Annotated in this window: 12 protein-coding genes; 6 read left to right on the top strand and 6 right to left on the bottom strand. The window is 63.6% G+C overall.

Annotation, left to right across the window (positions count from 1 at the left end; genetic code table 11):
* Positions 1-32 precede the first annotated feature (32 nt).
* The 3 genes from DM813_RS16505 to DM813_RS16495 all read right to left on the bottom strand — a co-directional run bounded on the left by DM813_RS16505 (position 33) and on the right by DM813_RS16495 (position 3,604).
* Positions 33-1,445 carry an aspartate aminotransferase family protein gene (locus tag DM813_RS16505; protein ID WP_128324459.1) on the bottom strand — a complete coding sequence of 471 codons (1,413 nt, stop codon included), beginning with the start codon at positions 1,443-1,445 and terminating at the stop codon, positions 33-35.
* Positions 1,446-1,586: 141 nt separating this feature from the next.
* Entirely contained in the window at positions 1,587-2,924 is a 1,338-nt protein-coding gene (locus DM813_RS16500; protein ID WP_128324458.1) for an ATP-binding protein, read from the bottom strand.
* Positions 2,921-3,604 (bottom strand): response regulator, encoded by a 684-nt coding sequence (locus tag DM813_RS16495; RefSeq protein WP_128324457.1) that lies wholly within the window; start codon positions 3,602-3,604, stop codon positions 2,921-2,923. The genes DM813_RS16500 and DM813_RS16495 overlap by 4 nt, the downstream gene beginning before the upstream one ends.
* Before the next feature lie 173 nt (positions 3,605-3,777).
* Here DM813_RS16495 and dsbD point away from each other — a divergent pair, with 173 nt between their 5' ends.
* The 3 genes from dsbD to dsbG are packed head-to-tail and all read left to right on the top strand — an operon-like array spanning position 3,778 to position 7,087.
* The gene (gene dsbD / locus DM813_RS16490; RefSeq protein ID WP_128324456.1) at positions 3,778-5,481 is read left to right on the top strand and encodes a protein-disulfide reductase DsbD; all 1,704 of its coding nucleotides are present in this window, start codon (positions 3,778-3,780) and stop codon (positions 5,479-5,481) included.
* Entirely contained in the window at positions 5,481-6,338 is an 858-nt protein-coding gene (locus tag DM813_RS16485) for a TlpA family protein disulfide reductase (protein WP_128324455.1), read from the top strand. The genes dsbD and DM813_RS16485 overlap by 1 nt, the downstream gene beginning before the upstream one ends.
* Complete coding sequence (gene dsbG / locus DM813_RS16480) at positions 6,323-7,087, top strand: thiol:disulfide interchange protein DsbG (RefSeq protein ID WP_128324454.1); 765 nt, start codon at positions 6,323-6,325, stop codon at positions 7,085-7,087. Before DM813_RS16485 ends, dsbG begins: the two co-directional genes overlap by 16 nt.
* Positions 7,088-7,153: 66 nt before the next feature.
* On the opposite strand, the gene DM813_RS16475 is transcribed toward dsbG, so the two are convergent.
* The gene (locus DM813_RS16475) at positions 7,154-20,116 is read right to left on the bottom strand and encodes a non-ribosomal peptide synthetase (RefSeq protein WP_128324453.1); all 12,963 of its coding nucleotides are present in this window, start codon (positions 20,114-20,116) and stop codon (positions 7,154-7,156) included.
* A 337-nt stretch (positions 20,117-20,453) separates the two neighbouring features.
* On the opposite strand from DM813_RS16475, the gene DM813_RS16470 reads away from it, so the two are divergent.
* The gene (locus DM813_RS16470) at positions 20,454-20,984 is read left to right on the top strand and encodes an RNA polymerase factor sigma-70 (protein ID WP_128324452.1); all 531 of its coding nucleotides are present in this window, start codon (positions 20,454-20,456) and stop codon (positions 20,982-20,984) included.
* A 74-nt stretch (positions 20,985-21,058) separates the two neighbouring features.
* Here the strand turns inward: DM813_RS16470 and DM813_RS16465 are convergent, their stop codons facing one another.
* Positions 21,059-22,072, bottom strand: a complete 1,014-nt coding sequence (locus tag DM813_RS16465; protein WP_128324451.1) for a GNAT family N-acetyltransferase — start codon at positions 22,070-22,072, stop codon at positions 21,059-21,061.
* Positions 22,073-22,131: 59 nt separating this feature from the next.
* Positions 22,132-22,893, bottom strand: coding sequence for a substrate-binding periplasmic protein (locus DM813_RS16460; protein WP_128325245.1), 762 nt, complete (start codon positions 22,891-22,893; stop codon positions 22,132-22,134).
* A gap of 212 nt (positions 22,894-23,105) precedes the next feature.
* On the opposite strand from DM813_RS16460, the gene DM813_RS16455 reads away from it, so the two are divergent.
* Positions 23,106-23,657, top strand: coding sequence for an exonuclease domain-containing protein (locus DM813_RS16455; protein ID WP_128324450.1), 552 nt, complete (start codon positions 23,106-23,108; stop codon positions 23,655-23,657).
* A 70-nt stretch (positions 23,658-23,727) separates the two neighbouring features.
* Positions 23,728-24,012, top strand: coding sequence for a pyrimidine/purine nucleoside phosphorylase (locus DM813_RS16450; protein WP_010225980.1), 285 nt, complete (start codon positions 23,728-23,730; stop codon positions 24,010-24,012).
* The last annotated feature ends 50 nt before the right edge of the window (positions 24,013-24,062 follow it).

Genomic DNA, 24,062 nt, shown 5'->3' with positions numbered 1-24,062 from the left:
GCACCGGGCTCACGCATCAACGTGTCACGCCTTTAACGGTTTGCCACCGCCGCCGCCAGCGCCCGGGCAAAGCGCTCCGCTACTTCATCAACCTGATGCGCCGTGATGACCAACGGCGGCAGGAAGCGCACCACCGCCCCCTGACGCCCGCCCAGTTCCAGGATCAAACCACGCTTGAGGCATTCGCGTTGCACCCGTGGTGCCAGGTGCGGGCACGCAGCCGGATGACCTTGAGCATCCCGGGCACTGTGCGGATCAACCAGTTCGACACCCAGCATCAGGCCACGCCCACGGATATCGCCCAACTGCGGGAAATCCTTTTGCAAACGGCGCAGATGGTCACTCAAACGCTCGCCCATGGCCTGGGCATGGGTGCACAGATCGTGCTCGACCAGATAGCGGATCACCGCCGACCCTGCCGCCATGGCCATCTGGTTGCCGCGGAAGGTCCCGGCATGCGCGCCGGGCTGCCAGCTATCGAGCCACTGCCGATACACCACCACCGCCAGCGGCAGGCTGCCGCCAATGGCCTTGGACATCACCACCACATCGGGAGCGATGCCAGCGTGTTCGAAGGCGAACATTTTGCCGGTGCGGGCGAACCCGCTCTGGATCTCATCGACAATCAACGCCACCCCGGCCTTCTCGGTAATCCGTCGCACGCCGCGCAACCATTCGACATCAGCCGGAATCACCCCGCCCTCGCCCTGCACGGCCTCGACGATGACTGCCGCCGGCAGTTGCACGCCGCCTTCCGGGTCATTCAGCAGGTTCTCCAGGTAATGCAGGTTGACCTTGACGCCCGCCGCGCCGCCCAGCCCAAACGGGCAGCGGTAGTCATAGGGGTACGGCAGAAACTGCACGCCATTGCCCAGCAACGCGGCCAACGGCTTCTTCGGTGCCAGGCTGCCCATCAGGCTAAGCGCCCCCTGGGACATGCCGTGATAGCCGCCCTGGAATGACAACACTGTTGAGCGACCGGTGGCTGTACGCACCAGTTTCAAGGCAGCTTCCACCGCATCGGTGCCGGTCGGCCCGCAAAACTGGATCTTCGCGTCGTTACGCAAGGCAGCTGGCAGTATCCCGAACAGGTCCTGAACGAACTGGTCCTTGACCGGGGTGGTGAGGTCGAGGGTGTGCAGCGGCAGTTCATCGGCCAGCACTTGCTGGATAGCCTCGATCACCACCGGGTGATTGTGCCCGAGCGCCAAGGTCCCGGCCCCGGCCAGGCAGTCAATGAACTGCCGGCCTTCGACATCTTCGACATACAGGCCGCGGGCTTTTTTCAGTGCCAGCGGAATGCGTCGCGGATAACTGCGCGCATTCGATTCCTGCTGCGCCTGCCGGGCCAGCAAAGGCGACTGTTCAAAGTGGTAAAGCGTTTCGGCGGCGGCCGCGTCCGAAGACGCCGGCAACGGCTGGGCAAGGCTGATAGCGACTGACATCGGGGAGAACCCTCGCAAGCAAGCGGATGTGCCCGGCACGCGCCTGCAAGCAGATGAGTGACGGGTTGTTATCGCTTGAAAAACGCTTCAGCGTTGCGAGGATTTAGCCGATTCAACGACCAGGCCGTGGTTTTTCCACAATTACCCCAACTGAGTCGAGGTACTGCGCACAGGAATCTGCAGCAGCACGCGCAACCCATCGGCGCGACTGTCGAAACGCAGCGTGCCGGCGCAGCGCTGGACGATGGCCTGGACAATAGCCAGCCCCAATCCGCAGCCACCGCTCTGGCCCGTACGCCAGAATCGCTCGGTGAGGTGTTCGAGGTCCTCCTCGGCAATCCCCGGCCCGTGGTCGCGGACAGTGAACGCCACACGGCCTTTTTCCAGCTTCACCAGCAACTCGACCGGTGCTGTGCCCTGGTTATGACGCAAGGCGTTGTCCAGCAGATTGCGCAAGGCGGTCACCGCCAATGGCGAAGGCATGCCCAGGTACGCCTGAGCAGCCTCCGGTGCCACCTGCAGGTCGACACGTTGCGAGTTGCCGAGCCCGGTGTCCTGAATGGCCTGGCGTGCCACCTGCTCGGCGCTGCATTGCACACCGTCTTCGAACGACAGGCTGCCTTCGACCCGCGCCAACAACAGCAGCTGTTCAAGGGTCCGGTGCATGCGGTCAGCGCCCTGCTCGGCGTGCGCCAGGGCCTGTTCGCGGGCAACTCCGTCGGTCATTTGGGCCACTTGCAGGTGGGTCTTGATCGCGGTGAGCGGGGTACGCAGTTCATGGGCGGCGTCGTCGGTCAGCCGGCGTTCGCGTTCGATAGTTTGCGCTATGCGCAAAAACAGTTGGTTCTGGGTATCCAGCAACGGCTGCAACTCGCTGGGCAAGGCGCGCACCTGCAACGGTTCGACCGCGTCGGGGCTACGCCGGCGCAAGGCATCGCGCATACGGTTGAGTGGTGCCAGGCCCTTGCCAATACCAATCCACAACAGCCCCAGGCTGCCCAGCAGCGCCACCAGCACCGGTGCCGAGGCGGCCAGCAGAATCGAGCGGTTCAGTGCTTCCCGTTCCTGGTGGCGGTCGGCCGTGGTGATACGCACATCACCGCGGTAATAGGTGAAGGTGCGCCAACGCGCACCTTCAATGGTCTGGTCGCGAAAACCGCTGCGGTCGTCTTCGAGGGTGTGCTCCTGGTTATGGTTACGGGCAATGATCTCCCCGCGTAACGAGCTGACCTGGCAGGCCATGCCATCCGGCACGCTGAGCTGGTCGGCGCTCAGTTGCGTGCCTTCGCCCCGGGCCACCAGCGGTTGTGGCAACTGATCGATCAGGCCGGCGACCATGCGGGCCGAGGCGACCAGGCGCTGATCGAGGGAAAACATCATCTGATAACGCAGGTCGCGCAGCATCCAGGCCGCCGCCAGCGCCCAGATCAGCACGAAGGCCGAGCCCAGGATCAGGGTCAGGCGTACGCGCAGGCTCATGACTGCGATCCCTCAGGCAACTGCGCAGGACCAAGGCGATAGCCCAGACCGCGAACCGTTTCGACAATGCCGTTGCCCAGTTTGCGGCGCAGGTGATGGATGTGCACGTTCAGGGCGTTGCTTTCCACCTCGTCGCCGAAGCCGTAGACGCTGTCCTTGAGCTGCTCGCTGGAAAGAACCCGGCCACGGTTGTGCAGCAGTGCCTGCAACAGCGCCTGTTCGCGTCGCGACAGGTCCACCGGCACGCCGCCCAGGCAGGTTTCGCGACTGCTGGGGTCGTAGCTGAGCGGACCGTGCTCGATGATGTTGACCGCGCGCCCGGCCGAGCGGCGCAGCAGGGTATGCAACCGCGCAGCCAGCTCGCGCAAATCGAAGGGTTTGAGCAGGTAATCGTCGGCGCCGGCCTGCAAACCGTCGACCCGGTCGGTGACCGCATCGCGCGCCGTCAACACCAGCACCGGCAAGTTCTCACCCTGCTGGCGCAAGCGTTGCAGCAGCTTGAGCCCGTCCTCGTCGGGCAGGCCCAGGTCCAGCACCATCACGTCGAAGGTAGCGGCCTGGAGCATCGCCTGGGCAGCCGCCGCAGTGGCGACCCTGTCCACGGTCATGCCCTGGGCCGTCAGCCCCGCGGCGATGCCGCTGGCAATCAGGTCGTCATCCTCGCAGAGCAGTACGTGCATGGTGGGTCTCGCTACGAAAAGAGGCAGTGAAGCGCAAACGGATTAAGCCAGGATTATGCCGCGCCAGGGCCTGATCGTCGCGGTCGGGGCGACAATCGACGCATTCGGGTTAACACTCGGTTAATCGCGCTCGGCCAGGATCGGGCCCTTAATCGCACTGCCAAGGCTTCACGATGCGCACATTACTCATTGCCCTGATGCTCCTGTTCAGCGGCCTGACCCAGGCCAACCCCTTTGCCCAGAGCGACTTTCTGCCGGTGGACAAGGCCTTCGTCTTCAGCAGCGAACGGCTGGAAGGCGGCGAGATGCGCCTGCACTGGAAAATCACCGACGGTTACTACCTGTACCAGAAGCGCCTGAAGTTCGACGGCTTGCCCGTCGACCAGCAACCTGCCCTGCCGCAAGCCCTGCCCCACCACGACGAGTACTTCGGTGAAACCCTGGTGTACCGCGGCGAGCTGAACCTGATCGTGCCTGCCGCCGCCACTGGCCAGTTGCGCATGGGTTGGCAAGGTTGCGCCGATGCCGGCTTGTGTTATCCACCGCAAACCAGCCTGGTCGCCCTGAGCACCCAGACGGTCGATGAACAAGCCAGCGATCAGGCCTTGGCCGGAGGCCTGCAACAGTCGAACCTGGCCTGGAGCCTGCTGGCCTTTCTCGGGCTTGGCGTGCTACTGGCTTTTACCCCGTGCTCGCTGCCCATGCTGCCGATTCTCGCCGGCCTGGTCATGGGCAACGGCGTAAGCGGCCGTCGTGGTTGGGCACTGGCCAGTGTCTATGTGCTGAGCATGGCGCTGGTGTACGCCGCCCTTGGCGTGATCGCCGCATTGCTCGGCGGCAGCCTGCAAGCCTGGCTGCAACAGCCGTGGTTGCTCGGTACCTTGGCGGGCCTGTTTATCCTGCTGGCGCTGCCGATGTTTGGCGTGTTCGCGCTGCAACTACCTGTCTGGCTGCGCGATCGCCTGGAGCGCGCCGGCCACGGTACCCGCGGCGGCAATCTTTATGGTGCAGCCTTACTGGGTGGTTTGTCGGGCTTGCTGATGGGCCCCTGCATGACCGCGCCGCTGGCCGGTGCCCTGCTGTATATCGCCCAGAGCGGTAACGCAGTGCACGGTGGCCTGGTGCTGTTCAGCCTGGGCATCGGCATGGGGCTCCCACTGTTGTTGCTGGTGACCCTGGGCAATCGCTACCTGCCACGCCCCGGCGCCTGGATGAATCTGATTAAAGGCCTGTTCGGTTTCGTCTTCCTGGCCATGGCCCTGTACACCTTGCGAGCGGTGCTGGCACCGTCGCTGTGGCTGGGGCTGGCCGGTGCGTGGCTGATTGCCCTGGCCTGGGCAGCCTGGCCGGCCTTGCATGCACTGCGGCCGCTACGCGCCGTACCGTTGCTGTTCGGGTTCTGGGGCAGCCTGCTGGTGATCGGTGCGGCAGCGGGCGGCGACGATCCCTGGCAACCCTTGCAGCCTTTGCGCGCCGCGAGCGGTACGCTGGCCACGGTTGCCCACAGCGATGCCTTCGTGACGGTCAGCCAACCCGCCGACCTGCAGCGCGAACTGGACACCGCCAAATCCCAGGGGCAGTGGGTCATGCTCGACTACTATGCCGATTGGTGTGTGTCGTGCAAGGTCATGGAAAAGCAGGTGTTCGCCCGCGCCGATGTGCTGGCTGCACTGAACGACGTACGCTTGATCCGCCTGGATGTCACTGCCGATGCGCCCTCGAGCCGCGAGCTGCTACAGCGCTATCAGGTGCCGGGCCCACCCAGCCTGATCTGGATAGGCCCGGAAGGTAACGAGCGTCGTGCTCGGCGTATTACCGGTGAAATCGATGCGAAGAACTTCCTCGAACAGTGGGCCCAGACCCGGAGTCAAGGCTGATGCTGACCGTAAACCTCGGGCCGCTGACGATGGCCGTCGATCACCTGCTGTTAATCAGTGCCCTGACGGTGGCCACCCTGGTCGGCTGGCGGGTAGCCAAGCGCGGTGGCGATAACCCCGAGTCGGTGTTGTTTACCTTGTTTCTCCTGGGGCTGCTGGGGGCACGCGTGGGGTTTGTACTGAGCTACTGGCCCATGTACCGCGAAGACCCGATGCAGATCGTCGATCTGCGCGACGGCGGCTTCTTGCTCTGGCCGGGCCTGGTGGTCGTCGCCGTCGGTGCCCTCTGGCAGGGCTGGCGCCGCACCACCCTACGGCGCCCGCTGGGCTGGGGCCTGTTCAGTGGCGCGCTGCTGTGGCTGCTCGGCAGCCTCGCCAGCCACCTGTATGACCAAGGCACGCAACTGCCGGAGATGAGCCTGCAAAAAGCCAACGGCCAGCCGGTGCAACTCACGTCTTACCGCGGGCGGCCACTGGTGATCAACCTCTGGGCCACCTGGTGCCCGCCTTGCCGCCGCGAGATGCCGGTGCTGCAACAGGCCCAGCATGACTACCCGGGCATCACCTTCCTGTTCGTCAACCAGGGTGAAGCCCCGCAAACCGTCACCACCTTCCTTGCCACCACCGGCCTGGAGCTGTCCCACGTACTGTTCGACAGCGGTGGGCAACTGGCGCAACAAGTGGGCTCCATGGCCCTCCCTACTACCCTGTTCTACAACGCTGAAGGCCGCCTGGTCACCAGCCACCTGGGCGAGCTTTCACGGGCAAGCCTCAGCCACGCGCTGGAATCGTTCGAGCGCACACCCGCGCCCGCTGTCACCGACTCATCAAGGAACGACGCATGCACGCTTTGTTAAAACTGCCCCTGACCCTCACCCTCGGCCTGCTCGCCAGCCAGGCCGCCATGGCCGAAACGCTGCCCAAGGCGGTGCAGCAAATTGAAGCCAAGGGCGTGAAAATCAAAGGCAGTTTCGATGCCCCCGATGGCCTGCGCGGTTACGCCGCCGAATACCAGAGCCGCGGCATGGCCCTGTACCTGACCCCGGACGGCAAACATGTACTGGTCGGCAGCCTGTTCGATGAACAGGGCCAGGACCTCAGCGAAGCCCCGCTGCAAAAGCTGGTTTACGCGCCGATGGCCAAAGAGGTCTGGGCGAAGATGGAAAAGAGCAACTGGATCGCTGACGGCAAGGCCGATGCACCGCGCATCGTCTACCTGTTCAGTGACCCCAATTGCCCCTACTGCAACATGTTCTGGCAACAGGCCCGGCCCTGGGTAGAGGCCGGCAAAGTGCAATTGCGCCATATCATGGTCGGCATCATCCGTGAGGACAGCCCGGGCAAATCGGCCGCCCTGCTGGGCAGCAGCGATCCGGTCAAGGCCCTGCAAACCCACGAGCAAGCCGGCAAGGCCAGCAAGCTGAAAGCGCTGGACAACATTCCCGCCAATGTTCAGGCCAAGCTCGACGCCAACCAGGCCTTGCTCGAAGAGCTGGGGCTGCAGGCGACACCGGCGATTTTCTACCTGGACGACGATCAGCAACTGCAATCGCAACAAGGCGCTCCGCAACCGGAAATGCTCGGGAAAATCCTCGGCAAACGCTGAAGCAGTTACACCGCGCCTGATCCAGGACACCGTGCTGCTGGCAGCAGCACGGCACCCGCCTGACCGCTACAACGCTTCGAGCTCGGCCATCAGGTCACTGAGCCGGTCGACCTTGTCATCGCTCAGCTCACTGGCCTTGAGGCCCTCCACATAGCTCGCCAGCGCCTCGACGGTGCTGCACTCGAACATGGCCCGCAACGGCACGTTCAGTTGCAGCGCCTTCTGCACCCGCGAGGCAATCTGGGTGGCCAGCAACGAGTGCCCGCCCAACTCGAAGAAGTTGTCGTGCACCCCCACCTGTCCAACCTTGAGCACCTCGGCCCAGATAGCGGCCAGGGTCTGCTCCAGTTCGCTGCGCGGTGCGAGGTAGTCCTGGCGCTGCGCAGCGGCGAAGTCGATGCGCGGCAGGGCCTTGCGGTCGAGCTTGCCATTGGCATTGAGTGGCAGCTGCTGGAGCCAGGCCCAGTGCAACGGCACCATGTACTCCGGCAGTTGCGCACGCAGGCGTTGCTTGATCAGCTCGAGCAATGGCGCGGTGTCTGCCGCAGTATCGCGGGCCACCAGGTAGCCCACCAGGTGCTTGCCATTGGCGCCCTCCTGAACGCCGACGGCAGCATCGCGCACCTCACCCTGCTCATGCAGGCGCGATTCGATTTCGCCCAACTCGATGCGGTAGCCACGGATCTTCACCTGATGATCGATACGGCCCACATATTCGAGCACACCATCGGCACGTCGCCGTGCCAGATCCCCCGTGCGGTACAGGCGCTCACCCGGCGCACCGAAAGGATGGGCAATGAACGCCTGTGCCGTGCGCAGCGGATCGCCGACATAGCCGCGCCCGACGCCAGTGCCGGCCACGCACAGCTCGCCAATGGCGCCGAGCGGAACCAGCGTCAGGTCGTCGCCCAGCAAGTACAGGCGGTTATTGTCGGTCGGCGTGCCGATCGGCAGGTAGCTGCCACGGGTCGAGGCAGAATCGACGCGGAAGAACGCCACGTCGTCGGAACACTCCGCCGGGCCATAGGCATTCACCAGGCCGACCTGTGGATAACGCTGCAACCACTGCGACGCCAGTTCAGGCGGCATCGCCTCACCGGTAGGCAGCATCCAGCGCAGACCGTCCAGTTGCTGGTGTTCGTTGGCAAGCATGCCCTGGATCAGCGACGGCACGCTTTCCAGCACGGTGATGCCGCAGGCTTGAACGTGCTCCAGCAGGCCCTGCGGGTCGTGGGCGATGGCGTTGGGCACGATGGCCACCTGCGCCCCGAACAGCGGCGCGGCGAGGAACTGCCACACCGAAATATCGAAGCTCTGCGAAGCGGTCTGGGCAATAACGTCGTGCTCATCGAGCTGCAGGTACGGCACCTTGCTCAACTGGTTGTTGAGCATGCCGCGCTGCTCGACCATTACCCCCTTCGGCAGGCCGGTAGAGCCGGAGGTATAGATCACGTAGGCAAGGTTGTCGGGGGCACTGTAGATCTCCGGGTTGCAATCTGCCAGCCCGGCCTGCTGAACCTGCTCCCAGACCAGCAGCTTGGGCCTACCTGCACAGGCCAGCTCATCGAGCAGTGCGCGCGCCTGCTCGGCGCATGCCTGGCTGCACACCAGCACCGGCGTACGACTGAGCTCGACAATACGCTGCAGGCGCGCAGTCGGGAGGCCCGGATCAAGCGGCAGGTAACCCGCTCCGGCCTTGAAACTGCCGACGATCATGCCGAGTAACGACAGCTCGCGTTCGGCCAGCAGGGCCACCGGTTGGTCCACCGCCACACCCGCAGCGATCAACGCATGGCCCAGGCGGTTGGCCTGTTGATTCAGTGCTGTATAGCTGAGCGACTGTTCGAGACAGCGCGCGACAATGCGTTGCGGGTGGGCAGCGACGCGCGCTTCGAACAACTGCAGATAACTCTGCTCCAGCGGGTAATCGCGTTCACTAAGGTTGCAGTCCTCCAGCAGGAAGCGGCGCTCCTGCTCACCCAGCAAGGGCAGCTCGCTCATGTCGCCCTGAAAGCCATCGGCCAGCGCCAGTAACAGACGTTTGAATTCGGCCAGCAGTCGCTCGACGGTAGGCGCGTCGAAATAGCGCTGGTCGAATGACAGGTGCAGCCCGAGGTCATCGCCCGGGTAGCAGACCGCCGTCAGCGGGAAGTTGGTGTGGGTACGCCCCGAGTCGGAGCTGGCGTTCAGGGTTTGCGCGCGGTCCAGCACCGACACGTCCACCGGGGCGTTCTCGAACACGAACAGGCTGTCGAACAGCGGCTGTCCCTTGGGCAGTTCGCTGCACGCCTGAATGCCCACCAGTGGCAGGTACTCGTACTCACGCAACTCCATGTTGCGTTCGAACAGGCCTTTGAGCCACTGGCGGACACTGCAGCGCTCCCCGGCTGCCGGCAGTTTCACCCGCAAGGCGATGCTGTTGATGAACAGCCCGACCGTACGCTGCATCTGCGGCATGCTCACCGGACGGCCGGCCACGGTCACGCCGAACAGCACATCGCGCTCGCCGCTATAGCGGCTCAACACCAGGGCCCAGGCCGCCTGGGCGAAGGTGTTGACGGTCAACTGGTGGGCCTGGGCCAGTTCACGCAAGCGGGCACCTTCACTCACCGCAAGTCGGGTGTAGCAGTCGCCGACGATCATCCCGGCGTTCTGTGCAGCATGATCTCGCAGCAACGGCCGGTCACTCGGCACCGGTGTACTGCGCTCAAAGCCCTGCAGGTTATCGCGCCACCACTGACGCGCGGCGTCCAGGTCCTGGTGCTGCAACCAGCCGATGTAGTCGCGGTAGCGCGGCGGCACCGGCAGCCGCGCCTCTCGGCCGTCGCCCAGGGCCATGTACAGCTCGAAGAAATCATTCATCAGCAACGACCGGCACCAGGCGTCGATGAGGATGTGATGGTTGCTCATCATGAACCAGTAACGCTCCGCCCCCACGCGAATCAGGCGCAGGTGAAACGGTGCCTGCTGTAGCAGATCGAAACCGGCTTCACGTTCCTCTTTATGCAAGGCCTGCAGACGGGCTTCCTGCGCGTCTTCAGCAAGGTCGGACCAGTCCTGGAAATCGAGCGGCGTAGTACCCGGCTTATGAATGATCTGCAGCATGGCTTCGCCTGCGTTCCAGCTGAACGATGCGCGCAGCGCCTCGTGGCGCGCGATCACCAACTGCCAGGCCTGGGCGAAGCGCTGCGGGTCCAGGGCGCTGTTGATCCGGTAACGGTCCTGCATGTAGTAGATGCCGGTGCCAGGCTCGAGCAAGGTATGCAGCAGTAACCCTTCCTGCATGGGCGTTAGCGGGTAAACGTCCTCGATCTCGGCCGCCGGCACTGGCAAGGTGTCGATCTGCGCCTGGCTCAGTTGCGCCAACGGGAAGTCCGACGGCGTGAAGCTGCCGCTGCCGGGGCGCAGGCAATGCTCGAGCAGGCCCAGCAGTTCAGCCTGGTACGCCTGGGCCAGTTGCTCAATGGTACGCAGGTCAAAACGTTCACGGCTGAAGGTCCAGCGCAACTGCAGTTCACCGCCATACACCTGCCCGTCGACACTCAGCCAGTTCGGCAGTGGCGCCTCCAGGTCATGGGCCAGGCCAGCGGGCTCATCCACCGGCTGGAACAGGGCATCGTCCTGGAACTGCTGGTCGAACTGGCCCAGGTAGTTGAAGGTGATCCGCGCCTGCGGCAACGCTGCCATGGCTTCACGCACCGGCGCCTCAGCAAGGTAGCGCAGCACCCCGTACCCCAGCCCTTTGTGCGGCACCTGACGCAACTGTTCCTTGATGGCCTTGATCGATGCTCCCTGCCCGGCCTCACCGTGGTCCGCCGAGGGGCGCAGGCATAGCGGATAGGCACTGGTGAACCAGCCGACACTGCGGGTCAGGTCCATCTCGTCGAACAGGTTTTCGCGGCCGTGGCCTTCCAGTTGCACCAGCACTGCGCTGTCGCCGCTCCAGCGGCACAGCACCCGCGCCAGCGCGGTCAGCAGCAGGTCGTTGACTTGCGTGTGATAGGCCGCGGAGGCGTCCTTGAGCAATTGTCGGGTCTGTTGCGCATCCAGACGTACGCTCAAGGTGTGCGCCTGTTTGTGCAGGTTCGCGCCCTGCGGGTGATCACACGGCAGTTCGCGATGGGCCTCAGCCAACTGACGCTGCCACCAGTGCTGTTCATCACGCAGCGAGTCACTGCCGGCGTAGGCCTGCAGGCGGGCGGCCCAATCACTCGCGGCGCGGGTTTTGGCGCCCAGCGCCTGTCCTCGATACAGCGCCTGCAGGTCTTCAAGCAGTACCCGCCAGGAGACACCGTCGACCACCAGGTGGTGGATCGCCAGCAGCAGGCGTTGTTGCCCTTCGCTGTCGTCAACCAGCAGCGCCCGCAACAACGGGCCGTTGCGCAGATCGAGGCTGCGCTGCACATCGCTGTACAGGGGCTGGCAGTCGGCAAAGCGGGCAACCGATGCCTGCCAGAGCAGTTCGCGCTCGTCTCCCTGCACATACTCGCCCTGCCATTGGCCTGCCTGAGTACTGAAGCGCAAACGCAAGGCATCGTGGTGCACCACCAGTTGCTGCAGGGCCTGCTCCAGGGTAGCTGCATTCAGACGCTGCGCAGGTGCCAGCAATACCGCCTGGTTCCAGTGCTGCGGCTGCGGCACTTCACTGTCGAAGAACCAGTGCTGGATCGGTGTCAGCGCAGCGGCACCGTGCAACGGACCTTGATCAACCTGGCTGTCGGCGCTGCGGCTAACCACGCTGGCCAAGGTCTGGATGGTCTGGTGCTGGAACAGGTCACGCGGGGTGAAATGCAGCCCGGCCTGACGGGCACGGCTGACCAGCTGGATCGACAGGATCGAGTCACCACCCAGTTCAAAGAAGTTGTCCTGCAGGCCGACCCGCGACACATTCAGCACATCTCGCCACAGGTCAGCCAACTGCTGCTCCAGTGCGCAGCGCGGTGCCTCATACTGCTCATGCCCCTGCACCGGATCGGGTGCCGGCAAGGCATGACGGTCAAGCTTGCCGTTGCCGGTCAGGGGCATCAGCTCAAGCAGCACCAGGTGCGTCGGTACCATGTAGTCCGGAAGGTGCAGGCGCAAGTGCGCTTTCAACGTATCGCGCAACGCCGCTTGCTCGGCAGCACCGGCCTGGGCTTGCGCGCACACCAGGTAGGCCGCCAGCTGCTTGCCACCGGGCATGTCCACGGCCAGCACCACCGCCTCGCGCACCGCCGGATGCTCCAGCAGGCGGGCTTCGATCTCGCCGAGCTCGATCCGGAAACCGCGAATCTTCACCTGATGGTCAATACGGCCAACGTATTCGACCAGCCCGTCGGCACGCTGACGCACCAGGTCACCGGTGCGGTACAGGCGCCCGCCCTCAGCACTGAACGGGTCGGCAACAAAGCGTTCGGCGCTGAGCCCCGGACGCCCGTGGTAACCCTGGGCCAGCCCCGCGCCACCGACGTACAACTCACCGACGCCGCCGCGCGGCAACAGCGCCAGATCGGCATCGAGGATGTACGCCACGCGCGCGCCGACCACCCTGCCAATCGGTACACTGCCAGTGCCAACGTCCCACTGCTCGGGCGCCAGGCACGCCAGCGGCATGACCACGGTTTCGGTCGGCCCGTAGGCATTGAAAAACTGCCGGGGCGCAAACGCCTGGCGAATGCGCTGCAGGTGCTCGCCGGTCAGCGCTTCGCCACCGGTAATGCACAGGCGCACCGGCAAGCTTTCGTTGCGGCTCGCCAGCCATTGGGCCAACTGGCTGCCGTAGCTTGGGGTAAAGCCAAGGATCGACACGTTCTGTTCGCGAATCAGCGTGCAGATCGCCTCGGCATCCCACTGACCCTGGGCCCGCAACACCACCCGCGCACCGCACAACAGCGGCGTCAGCAGACGCTCGGTCGCGGCGTCGAAATTAATCGAATAGAAGTGCAGCTCGCAGTCATCGCTGCGCATGCCGAACCGTTCGATGACGGCCTGGCAGTGCATGGCGATTTCACCGCGGCTGACCACCACACCCTTGGGCTTTCCGGTGGAGCCCGAGGTGTAGATCACATAGGCCTGGTGGCCTGCCTCGCTCAACACTGGCAGCGCCTCGCGGCTGACCTCGGCCAATGCTGGGCCATCGCTTTCCAGGCACCAGCGGGCAACCTGGGCTGGAAGTTCACCAAGCGCCTCGAACAGGCTGTGCTGGGCGAGCAACAGGCTGATGCCGCTGTCTTCGATCATGTAGTGCAAGCGCTCCAGCGGGTACTCCGGATCCAGTGGCACATAAGCACCACCTGCCTTGAGAATCGCCAGCAGGGCAACCACCATGTCCAGCGAGCGCTGCAGCGCCAGGCCCACGCGCACCTGCGGGCCGACACCACGCTGGCGTAGCACCCGTGCCAACTGGTTGGCACGGGCCTCCAGCTCGGCATAGCTCAGGTGCTCGCCGTCGAAGGTCAAGGCCAGTGCCTGCGGCTGTCGCGCCGCCTGGGCGCTGAACAACCCTTCGATGGTCTGGCTCAGGTCCGCCTGACCATCACCTTCAAGGCTGTTGCGCAGTTGCTGCTGTTCGTCGCCGGTCAGCATCGGCAGCTCACACAGCCGCTGCTCGGGGTTGTCGATCATGGCCGCCAGCAGGTTCTGCCAGTGCGCGGCCATTTGCGCGATGCGCGGCTCGTCGAACAGGTCGCAGCTGTAGGTCAGGCAGCAACCCAGGCGCCGGTCCAGGTCGGTGACTTCCAGGTTGAGGTCGAACTTGGTCGCCCGGGCATCGTTGACCAGGTAGTCCACCTGCATGCCCGCCAGTTGCCGACGCTGCTGGAACTCCCAGCGCTGTACGTTGCACATCACCTGGAACAACGGGTTGTAGGCCGTGCTGCGCGGCGGCTGCAGGGCTTCGACCAGTTGATCGAACGGCAGGTCCTGGTGGGACTGGCCTTCGATCACGCGCTGGCGCACCTGGTCGATCAGTTCACCGACGCGCATCTGCCCATCGAGCTGACAACGCAGCACCTGGGTGTTGAGGAAGGCACCGATCAGCCCTTCGCTTTCCGGACGGATGCGGTTGGCAACCGGCGCACCGATGCGCAGGTCGTGCTGGCCGCTGTAGCGATAGAGCAGCACGGCCAGGGTTGCGGTCATGGTCATGAACAGGGTCAGGCCGTGCCGGGCATTGAAGGCGCGCACCTGCGCCGCCAGCGCCGGGTTGAGGTCGAACCGGTAGAGCTCGCCACGGTGGCTTTGCAGTGCAGGCCGCGGGCGATCGGTGGGCAGTTCGAGCACCGGGTGCTCGCCCCCCAGCCGGGCTTTCCAGTAGTCCAGTTGACGCTGGCCTTCGCCGCCTTCCAGCCACTGACGCTGCCACACGCTGTAGTCGAGGTATTGCACCGGCAACGCCGGCAGCGGCGACTCGCGCTCATCGATAAAGGCTTCGTAGAGTTCGCCCAGCTCGCGAGCGAAGATGTCCATGGCCCAGCCTTCGGTGACGATATGGTGCAGGGTCAGGACAAAGTAGTGCTCCTGCTCGCCGGCCTTGACCAGGCACGCACGCAGCAACGGACCGCGCTCAAGGTCGAACGGTTCATGAGCCTGTTCATCGGCGAGCGCTTGCAGACGCTGCTCGCATTGAGCCGCATCGTCGGCAGAAAAATCCAGCCAGCGCATATGCACGGTGCTGTCGCTGTGTACGCACTGGTACGGCACACCGTCGATACTGGGGAAGGTGGTGCGCAAGGTTTCATGGCGTACGATCAGCGCCTGCAGGGCCTGTTCGAAACGGCTGATATCCAGCACCCCACTCAAGCGCGCCATGCCGCCAACGTTGTAGGCGGGGCTGTCCGGCTCCATGTGCCAGAGGAACCACATGCGCTGCTGCGAGTACGACAACGGTACGGCCTGGCGCCGGTCAACGCGGGCAATCGTGCCTTGCAGGTTTTGCGCACCGCTGAGTTGGATACGTTCGATTTCAGCGGTAAAGCTGCCCAGGTCGCTGGCGTCGAATATCACCCGCAGCGCCAGCTCGACATCGCAGGCTTGCCGCGTGCGGGCAATGATCTGGGTGGCCAGCAGCGAGTGCCCACCCAGCGCGAAAAAGTCGTCCTGCAAGCCCACCCGTTGCAACCCCAGGACTTCGCGCCAGATCGCCGCGATCTTCCGCTGCAGCGCGGTTTGCGGTTCGACATGTTCAGCGCTGGTCCACACCGGCTCGGGCAGCGCCTTGCGGTCGACCTTGCCGCTCGGGCCCAGCGGCATCTGCGCAACCTGCATCAACAGAGCGGGTACCATGTAGGGCGGGAGCTGTTCGGTCAACACAGCGAGCAAGCCGGTGTTGTTTTCAACGCCACTGTAATACCCCACCAACTGCGCCCCGGTGGGCGTCTGACGAATCAACACCACCGCCTGCCGGACTCCCGCTTGAGCCAACAGGCAAGCCTCGACCTCTTCAGGCTCGACACGAAAACCGCGTACTTTCACTTGCTGGTCAACACGCCCGAGAAACTCCAGCGCCTGGATCGAGGCGGCCCAGCGCGCGCGGTCGCCGCTGCGATAAAAGCGCTGGCCAACCCCTTGCGGGTGCGGTACGAAACGCTCGGCAGTCAGCCCCGGGCGCCCCAGGTAACCCCGCGCGAGGCCCGCCCCGCCCAGGTACAGTTCACCGGGAACACCCGGCGCACAAAAGTTCAGCTCGTCATCCAGTACCTGGCACACCACGTTGGCCAGCGGCCTACCGATCGGCGAGCGCGAGCCGTCCGCCTCACTGCACTGCCAATGGGTGACGTTGATCGCCGTTTCAGTCGGACCGTAACGGTTGTGCAGCGCCACCTGCGGCAACACCTGCAGCACCCGGTCCCGCAACGCCGCAGACAACGCCTCGCCACCGGAGAACAAACGACGCAGGCTGCTGCAACCCGCCGCCAGCGGCTCCTGAATGAACACCTGCAACAACGCCGGTACAAAGTGCAAGGTGGTCACCCCGTGTTCACGGACCAGGGCGGCGATACGTTGCGGGTCACGGTGCTCACCCGGGCCGGCAAGTACCAGGCGACTGCCCGTAACCAACGGCCAGAAGCACTCCCACACCGACACATCGAAACTGATCGGCGCCTTTTGCATCAGCACATCGTGCTCATCCAGGGCATAACGTGACTGCATCCACTGCAGGCGCTCGGCCAGTGCGGCATGCGTGTTGCCCACACCTTTCGGTTGCCCGGTGGAACCGGAGGTGTAAATCACGTAGGCCAGATTGTCGCCGTGCAGGTGCAGGCCCGGCGGCTGGCACGGCCAGCGCTCGAGTTTGAGCCGGTCCATGGCAATGACGCTGACGCCGTTTACCTGTGGCAGGCGCTCCACGACATCGCTGTGACTGAGCAGCAGGCTCGCACCACAGTCCGACAGCATGTAGGCCAGGCGCTCGGCCGGGTAATCGACATCCAGCGGTACGTAGGCACCCCCGGCCTTGAGAATTGCCAACACACCGATCAACAACTGCGGCGAACGCTCTGCAGCAATCGCCACACACACATCCGGCCCCACCCCCTTGTCGCGCAGGTAATGGGCCAGGCGGTTGGCGTGTTGGTGCAGGGTGGCATAATCGAAGCTGCCACCGTCCCATACCAGCGCCGTGCGCAGCGGGGTTGTCCGCGCCTGTTCGTTGAGCTGTTCGACCACCCAGCGTTGCGCCTCGGCGGCTGGCGCCTGCCCCCACTGCAGCAGTTGCTCGTGGCTCTTGGCGTCCAGCAATTGCAGGTCACCCAGGGCCAGTGCCGGTGCGGCACAGACCTGCTCCAGCACACTGAGCAACTGCGCCGCCATGCGCTCGATACTGCTGGCGTCGAACAGCTCGCTGGCGTAGTCGAACGACAGGCTAAGGCGCCCTTGATGATCCTCTTCACTGTGCAGCTGCAGGTCGAACTTGGCCTCGCGGCTGTGCCACGGCAACTCTTCGGCAAGCAGCCCGGGCAGGCGGCGCAAGGCACTCAGATCGCGTTGCTGATGGTTGAACATGACCTGGAACAAGCCGTGCTCACGCGCCTGCGGCAACGCGGCAAGCAACTGCTCGAACGGCAGGTCCTGATTCGCCTGAGCCTCCAGAGTGGCCTGCCTTACCTGTACCAGCAAATCGGCAAACGGCAGGCGCGCATGCAGCTGGGCGCGCAGCACTTGGGTGTTGATGAAAAAGCCCACCACACCCTGCGCCTCCAGGCGCGGGCGGTTGGCAGCGGGCACGCCGACACGGATATCGCTTTGCCCCGTGTAGCGATGCAACAGGCTCTGGAAACCGGCCAGCAACAGCATGAACAAGGTGCTGTCGTGCTGGTGGGCGGTGCGGCGCAGGGCATCGCCCAATGCAGCCGGCACGCGCAGATTGAAGCGCGCGGCCGACTTGCGGCGCAGGCTGGAGCGCGGGTGGTCAGTGGCCAGGTCGAGGACAGGCTGCTCATCCTCCAGACGGGCTTTCCAGTAAGCCAGTTGTCGCGCCGCTTCGCCCTCGGCCAGCCACTGCCGCTGCCAATCGCCATAGTCGCAGTAGTCCAGTGCCAGGGCCGGCAGATCGACCTGCAGCCCTTGGCAATGGCCGGCGTAGAGGCGTGAAAACTCATCGATCAGAATGTTCATCGACCAGCCGTCGGCGATGATGTGATGCACCGTCACCCAGAGCTGGTGCTCTTCATCGGCAAGCCGTACCAGCGTCACCCGCAGCAACGGGCCGCTGCGCAAATCGAAGGGTTGCCGGGCTTCGGCTTCACGCTGCGCCTGTACCTCTTCAGCATCAGCTGCGCTCAGGTCAAGGTGCTGGACATCGAGCAGCAATGAAGGCAACACCTGCTGCAACGCCTGGCTTTCGACCTCGGTAAACACAGTGCGCAGTGATTCATGGCGCTCGATCAGGGCCTGGAAGCTGGAATGCAGAGCGTCCTTGTCCAGTTCACCGCGCAGGCGCAGCGCGCCGGGAATGTTGTACGCAGCACTGTACGGCTCCAGTTGCCAGAGCAACCACAAACGATTCTGCGCCAACGACTGCGGCATGGCCTGGGTACGGCTCAGGCGCACGATTGCACTGCGGCTGGCACCGCCCTGTTGCTGCAATGCGGCCACGGCAGCACAGAAGTCAGCCAGCAGGGGCGCCTCGAACAGCACCTGCATACTCACGTGCAGGTTCAGCGCATCGCTCAGGCGCGCAGCGAGCTGGGTAGCGGCAATGGAGTTGCCCCCCAGCAGGAAAAAATGGTCGTCGTCAGCAACCTGCTCAAGCTCCAATAGCTCACACCACAGGCGCGTAATCTGGGGGTGTAATACCTCGTCTTGAAGCGCTGGCTCCACACCGTGGGTAACCTGCTCATCCGGGAAGCGCGCGTAACAATCCAGCGTGCCGTCACGCATGCGCGAGCGACAGGCGGAGCGCTGCAGTTTGCCACTGGAAGTCTTCGGCAACCCGCCGGGATTGAGCAACAGCACCACCGCAGGCGCTTGCTGACAGGCCTCGGCGATCACCTGGCGCACGGTCTTGATCAGCTGTGGCGCCGGGATGTTTTTCTGCACCGCGCGGCTGATTTCCACGGCGACGCCAATGCCCTCTTCGCCGTGATCGTCAACAGCGAAGACCGCCACCCGGCCCTTGCGCAAGGCATCGACTTCGCGCTCCAGGGTCTTTTCCAGATCCTGCGGGTACAGGTTGTGGCCACGCACAATCAGCAGGTCCTTGAGGCGGCCAGTGACGAACAACTCTCCGTCACGCAGAAAACCCAGATCACCGGTGCGCAGCCAGGTCTGCCCGCCAAGCTCGACAAAGGTCTGCGCACTGGCTTGAGGATTGCGCCAGTAGCCCTTGGCAATGCTCGGACCACAGGCCCATATTTCACCGACCTGATTGTCGGCCAGCACCGTCAGTTGCTGCGGCTCGACGATCTGCACGGCGTGCCCTGGCTGGCTGCGGCCACAACTCATTTGCACCGAATCTTCACCGGGCTCGGCGCTGTTGCGCGCCAGCGCAGCGGCATCCAGGGTCAGGGCGCCAATGCCCTGGCCACGGCTGCTGCCGCTGACAAACAGGGTCGCTTCGGCCAGACCGTAACTGGCGAAAAAACTCTCGGCACTGAACCCGCAGCCGGAAAATTTTTCGGCAAAGGCGCGCAGGCTGTCCTGGCGGATGGGCTCGGAGCCGGAGTAGGCCACGCGCCAGCGGCTCAGGTCGAGGGTGGCCAGCGCTGCGCTGCTGACCCGCTCGCTGCACAGCCGGTAGGCAAAGTCCGGACCGCCGCTGATGGTCCCGCCGTGATCGCTGATCGCCTGCAGCCAGCGCTGCGGACGGGCGAGGAAATAGGCCGGCGCCATCAACACGCACGGTACGCCGCTGAAGATCGGTTGCAGCAAGCCGCCGATCAGGCCCATGTCGTGGTACAGCGGCAACCAGCTGACGATCACGTCGTCCGGGTTCAGGTCGATACCGAAGCCATGGCGGATCAACACCTCGTTGGCCACCAGATTGTCGTGGCTGACCTGCACGCCTTTGGGCAAGGCCGTGGAGCCTGAGGTGTACTGCAGGAATGCGATGTCGTCTGCCTGCAACGTCGGCATCTGCCAGGTTGCGGCCAATGATGCCTCCAGCTCATCGACCGCCAGCAACGCGGGTGCCCCGTCTTCGGCCAGCACCTCCAGCGCCTGCAAGCTGGCACGCAGGGCACCGGTGGTCAGCAACAACCGTGGTTCGGCGTCGTCGATGATCGACAGCAAGCGCTGCTGATGGTGGCGACGCGACGACTCCGGCGGATAGGCCGGCACGGCAATGACGCCGGCGTACAAACAGGCAAAAAACGCTGCCACATAATCCGGGCCGCTCTGAAACAACAGGATGGCGCGGTCACCGACTTGCGTGCGCGCCTGCAACGCTGCAGCGATGGCGCGAGCACGGGTATCCAGGTCCTGGTAGGTCAGCACGGCCTCGTCAAGCGGATCATCGGCCAGAAAGCGCAAGGCCACCCGATCCGGGGAGTGCGCAGCACGTTGCACCAGTGCCTGGACCAGCGTAGCCGGGAGTTCGAAGGCGTCCGTCATGGGAGGGTTCCTGCCAGAGTCTGTACGTGAAGTCAGGGCTCGACAGCGGCGCATGCCGGGGTGCGGCTGCACGTTGCGACTGTCGAGCGCCCGAGGATGTACAGAGAGGAACGGATGGACCGGGAAAATAATTAAGCGCCGCCCTACGCCTGAGCAGCAGGCCTCTCGCCGGTTTTTTGAATCCGGTCACAGACCGGGGGCTTATAACGCAAATACCCAGTAACGTATTAACTTTCTCATTTGACAATAATTATCATTACGCATAGTTTGTCGCACGTCGCAGGCAGCCTCCTACCCCGGAGCGCTCCCCTTCCCTCTTAGAGATAAGGTGATTTCCATGGCGGAACAAACATCCACAAGTAAGTGCGATTCACCGTTGCTCCAGGCGTTCGTCGACAACCGCAACATTCTCGTGAAAATCGCTGCACGCATTACCGGCTGTCGTTCCCGCGCTGAAGATGTGGTGCAGGACGCCTTCTTCCGGCTCAATTCCGCGCCGCAAATCACCTCCTCGTTCAAGGCCCAGCTCAGCTACCTGTTTCAGATCGTGCGTAACCTGGCGATCGACCACTATCGCAAGCAGTCCATGGAGCTCAGGTACTCCGGCAGCGAAGAAGAAGGCCTTAATGTGGTCATCCAGGGCGCCTCGCCCGAAGCCACGCACATCAACTTCGCCACCCTTGAACACATTGCCGACGCCTTGAACGAACTGCCCCAGCGCACGCGCTATGCGTTCGAGATGTATCGCCTGCACGGGGTCCCGCAAAAAGACATCGCCAAGGAACTGGGCGTCTCACCGACCCTGGTCAACTTCATGATTCGCGATGCCCTGGTGCATTGTCGGAAAGTCTCAAGCCAGAAGGCTTGAGAGTTGCAAGCTGCAAGCGGCAAGCGGCACGCACCCAACTTGAAGCTTGCAGCTTGAGACTTGCCGCTTGAGCGTCAAGCGAGCCTGCAGCGCTCGAAAAAACGCTCCCGTCCCAGAATCATCAAGGCCGCCCGCTTGTGCGGGAAGTCGAACTCCTTCTCGCAATGAAAGCACTGGTCGTGCATGTAGCCGATCATCTTGCTGTTGTCCGCCCGTGGTTCAGCCACCACCCGCTGGGTTCGCGGGTCATCGAGAAACAGGTAGTGCACCAGCGCCGAAAGCCAGCTGGCAACCTTGTGCGGCCCGCGGTGCTGCTCTTCGCCGACCAGCATGTGAATGCCGCGATCATAGTCATCGGCCGGATAAAACGGCGCGATGCGGTCTTCCTTGGCCCAATAGGCTTCGAAATAAGCGAAGGGCTGATCATCAAAGCTGCCAATCAAGGTCAGGCTGTGCGGGTCGGCCTGCAGTTTGTTCAGGTACTCACGGTGCTGTTCAAGGCTGCCGCCCTCCTGCCAGAAGTTCAGTACCCGCGGGTTGTTCTGCCAGCGGTTGAAACGCTCGAGGTCGCTGTCGATTTCCAGCGTGCGCAGCGACACCCAGGCCCCCAGACGCACATCAAAGCGACGGTACACCTCACCACGGGGCTTCGGCGCGCGACGTGGGTGACGCTTGCCGTCGGTGATGTGCATTTGCTGCGGGTACACACCGCCCATTGCCTGACCGAGCCAGGGTTGCGGCAACTGCCAGAACTGGGTTCTTTCACAGCGGTACACACCCGCTTGCATGTGAGTAAGCAGCAGGCCGCTGCGCAAGGCTTCGACGGGCAACGAATCGAGGTGCCAGATCAACTGCTGACACGCCGGATCGCGGGAAAACAGCCAGTAACAGGCGGCCCATAACGCCTCATGCGGCCGGTCGCGGGCGATGTCCTCGAGGTGAACATCAAGTGACCCACTCTGTACCAGGCGCACCCGGATCAGCGGCTTGCCTTCCAGCACAAGGCTCAGGTGACAGCCGTTTTCTACAGCGTCAAGGCTACGCCAGCGGGGCGAACTCAGTGTTTGCGAAGCAGGGTCGAAGGACATGTTATCGGCTCACGAAGGAAAGGTACTCACCTGGGTGAACGTGAACGATCTGGCGAAATTTAGTCTTCCTGGGGCGTGCTGACGCTGATGCGATACGGCTGAAAAATCCTCAGCAGCTCCCCTGAATCACGCAACTGCTGCATCAGCCGGGCAAAGGCCGGGCCAGTGATCGGCGCGCCGGGGCGCAGCAGGGCGTAATGGTGATAGATCTGGTCGACCCGCTCAGAGGTCAGCAACTGGCCATTGCTCTTCGGGTTGCGCACGAGAAAATCGCTGAGGTAGGAACGGGTCACCAGCGCGATATCGGCACGCCCCCGCTGGACCATCAGCAAGTTACTGTCGTGCGAATAGGTCAGGGTCGCGTTGTAGCGCTCGGCGAGGTATTTGGGATCCGGGTTGAAGTCGGCAAACGCATAGTGATAGCCGCTATACAACGCCAATCGTTTGCTACTGAGGTCGGCAAAGTAGCCTTCATCGCGGTCGGGTTGCAGGTGGGTAACGAACACCTCGGCATCTTCCAGGCCCATGTCGACGGCAACGTGTTCAATCTCTTGCCAGCCCCACTGCGGGTTCTCGAAAATCGCAATGTCGGTGCGGCCTTGCCTGAAGTCGCCGAAGCGGCGTGGGATCGACGTCGGCACCAGCACAAAACGGTAATGCGCCTGGGCATTGTTCAGTGCCTCGATCAACTGCGGCAACAGCCCGGTGTCGGCCCCCCGCTCGGGTCGCACTATATAAGGAGGAAAATGCGTGGCGCCGACTTTAACCTCGATTTCCTCGAGCGCCAGGGCGGACGAAGCAAACCCCAGGCTTGCGAGCATGAACAGGAACGACACGACCTGCGACATGGGCGTAGGAATCAAAGCAACACACTCTTTACGGGCTTTAACCGGAATTTGCTTAAACTAGGCGTTTTCCTGGCGCCGCACAACTGGCGATTGTGCAAAATGCCAGCTGAAGGCAAAAAGCCATAGGGATACCCCAAGCGTCCAAGTTTGGCTACGCTCTAGCCAGTCTTGCAAGGGAGCCTACTATGGGGCATTGGCTGGTGATCGACCTGGAAGCAACCACCGACGACGGTGGTTGGCCGGTGACAGAAATGGAAGTCATCGAAATTGGTGCAACGCTGGTCAATCGTCAAGGCCGGGAAGTCGACCACTTCCAGCGCTTCGTCAAACCGCGGCGACGCCCGCAACTGACGAGCTTCTGCCGTGAACTGACGCATATCAGCCAGGCCAGCGTCGACACTGCTGCGCCGTTCAGCGAGGTCTGGGGCCAGTTCGAGCGCTGGCTCGGACATCACCAGACGCACCTTAACGCCTGGGTCAGCTGGGGCGACTATGACCGCCAGCAACTGCTGCAGGAATGGCAGCAGCATCAGCTGCACAGCCTGCTGGCCGACCTGCCGCACATCAACCTCAAGCAGCGTTTCGCCAAAGCCCGCCACTTGCAGCGCCCACTGGGCCTGAACAGTGCGTTGCAACTGGCTGGCCTGCAGTTCAACGGCATGCAGCACCGGGCCCTTGAAGACGCGCGCAATACTGCGCGGCTTCTGCCCCTGTCGCTCCCGGCCAACGGCACCTGAAAGCGGATGACGGCGCCAGACGCCTTGGGCATACTGGCCAGCCTTTTAAGCCCCTTTTCAGGAGTCGCCCATGTTTAAAGTCAACGAGTACTTTGATGGCACGGTCAAGTCGATTGCGTTCGGCACCGCCGAAGGCCCGGCCACTGTCGGCGTTATGGCCCCCGGTGAGTACGAGTTCGGCACCGCCCAACGTGAAATCATGCACGTGGTATCGGGCGCCCTGACCGTCAAACTGCCTGACAGCGACAACTGGGAAACCTTCAGCGCCGGCAGCCAGTTCAACGTACCGGCCAACAGCAAGTTCCAGCTGAAAGTCGCCGTCGACACTGCCTACCTGTGCGAATACCGCGGCTAAGTCCGGTACTGCAGTAAGCTTCGCGGGTAAACCCGCTCCCACAGGTAGTG

Source organism: Pseudomonas alkylphenolica, from assembly GCF_004025535.1.
Lineage (GTDB): Bacteria > Pseudomonadota > Gammaproteobacteria > Pseudomonadales > Pseudomonadaceae > Aquipseudomonas > Aquipseudomonas alkylphenolica_A.
Note: the sequence above shows the minus strand (reverse complement) of the source record. Positions and strands in the feature narration are given on the sequence as shown.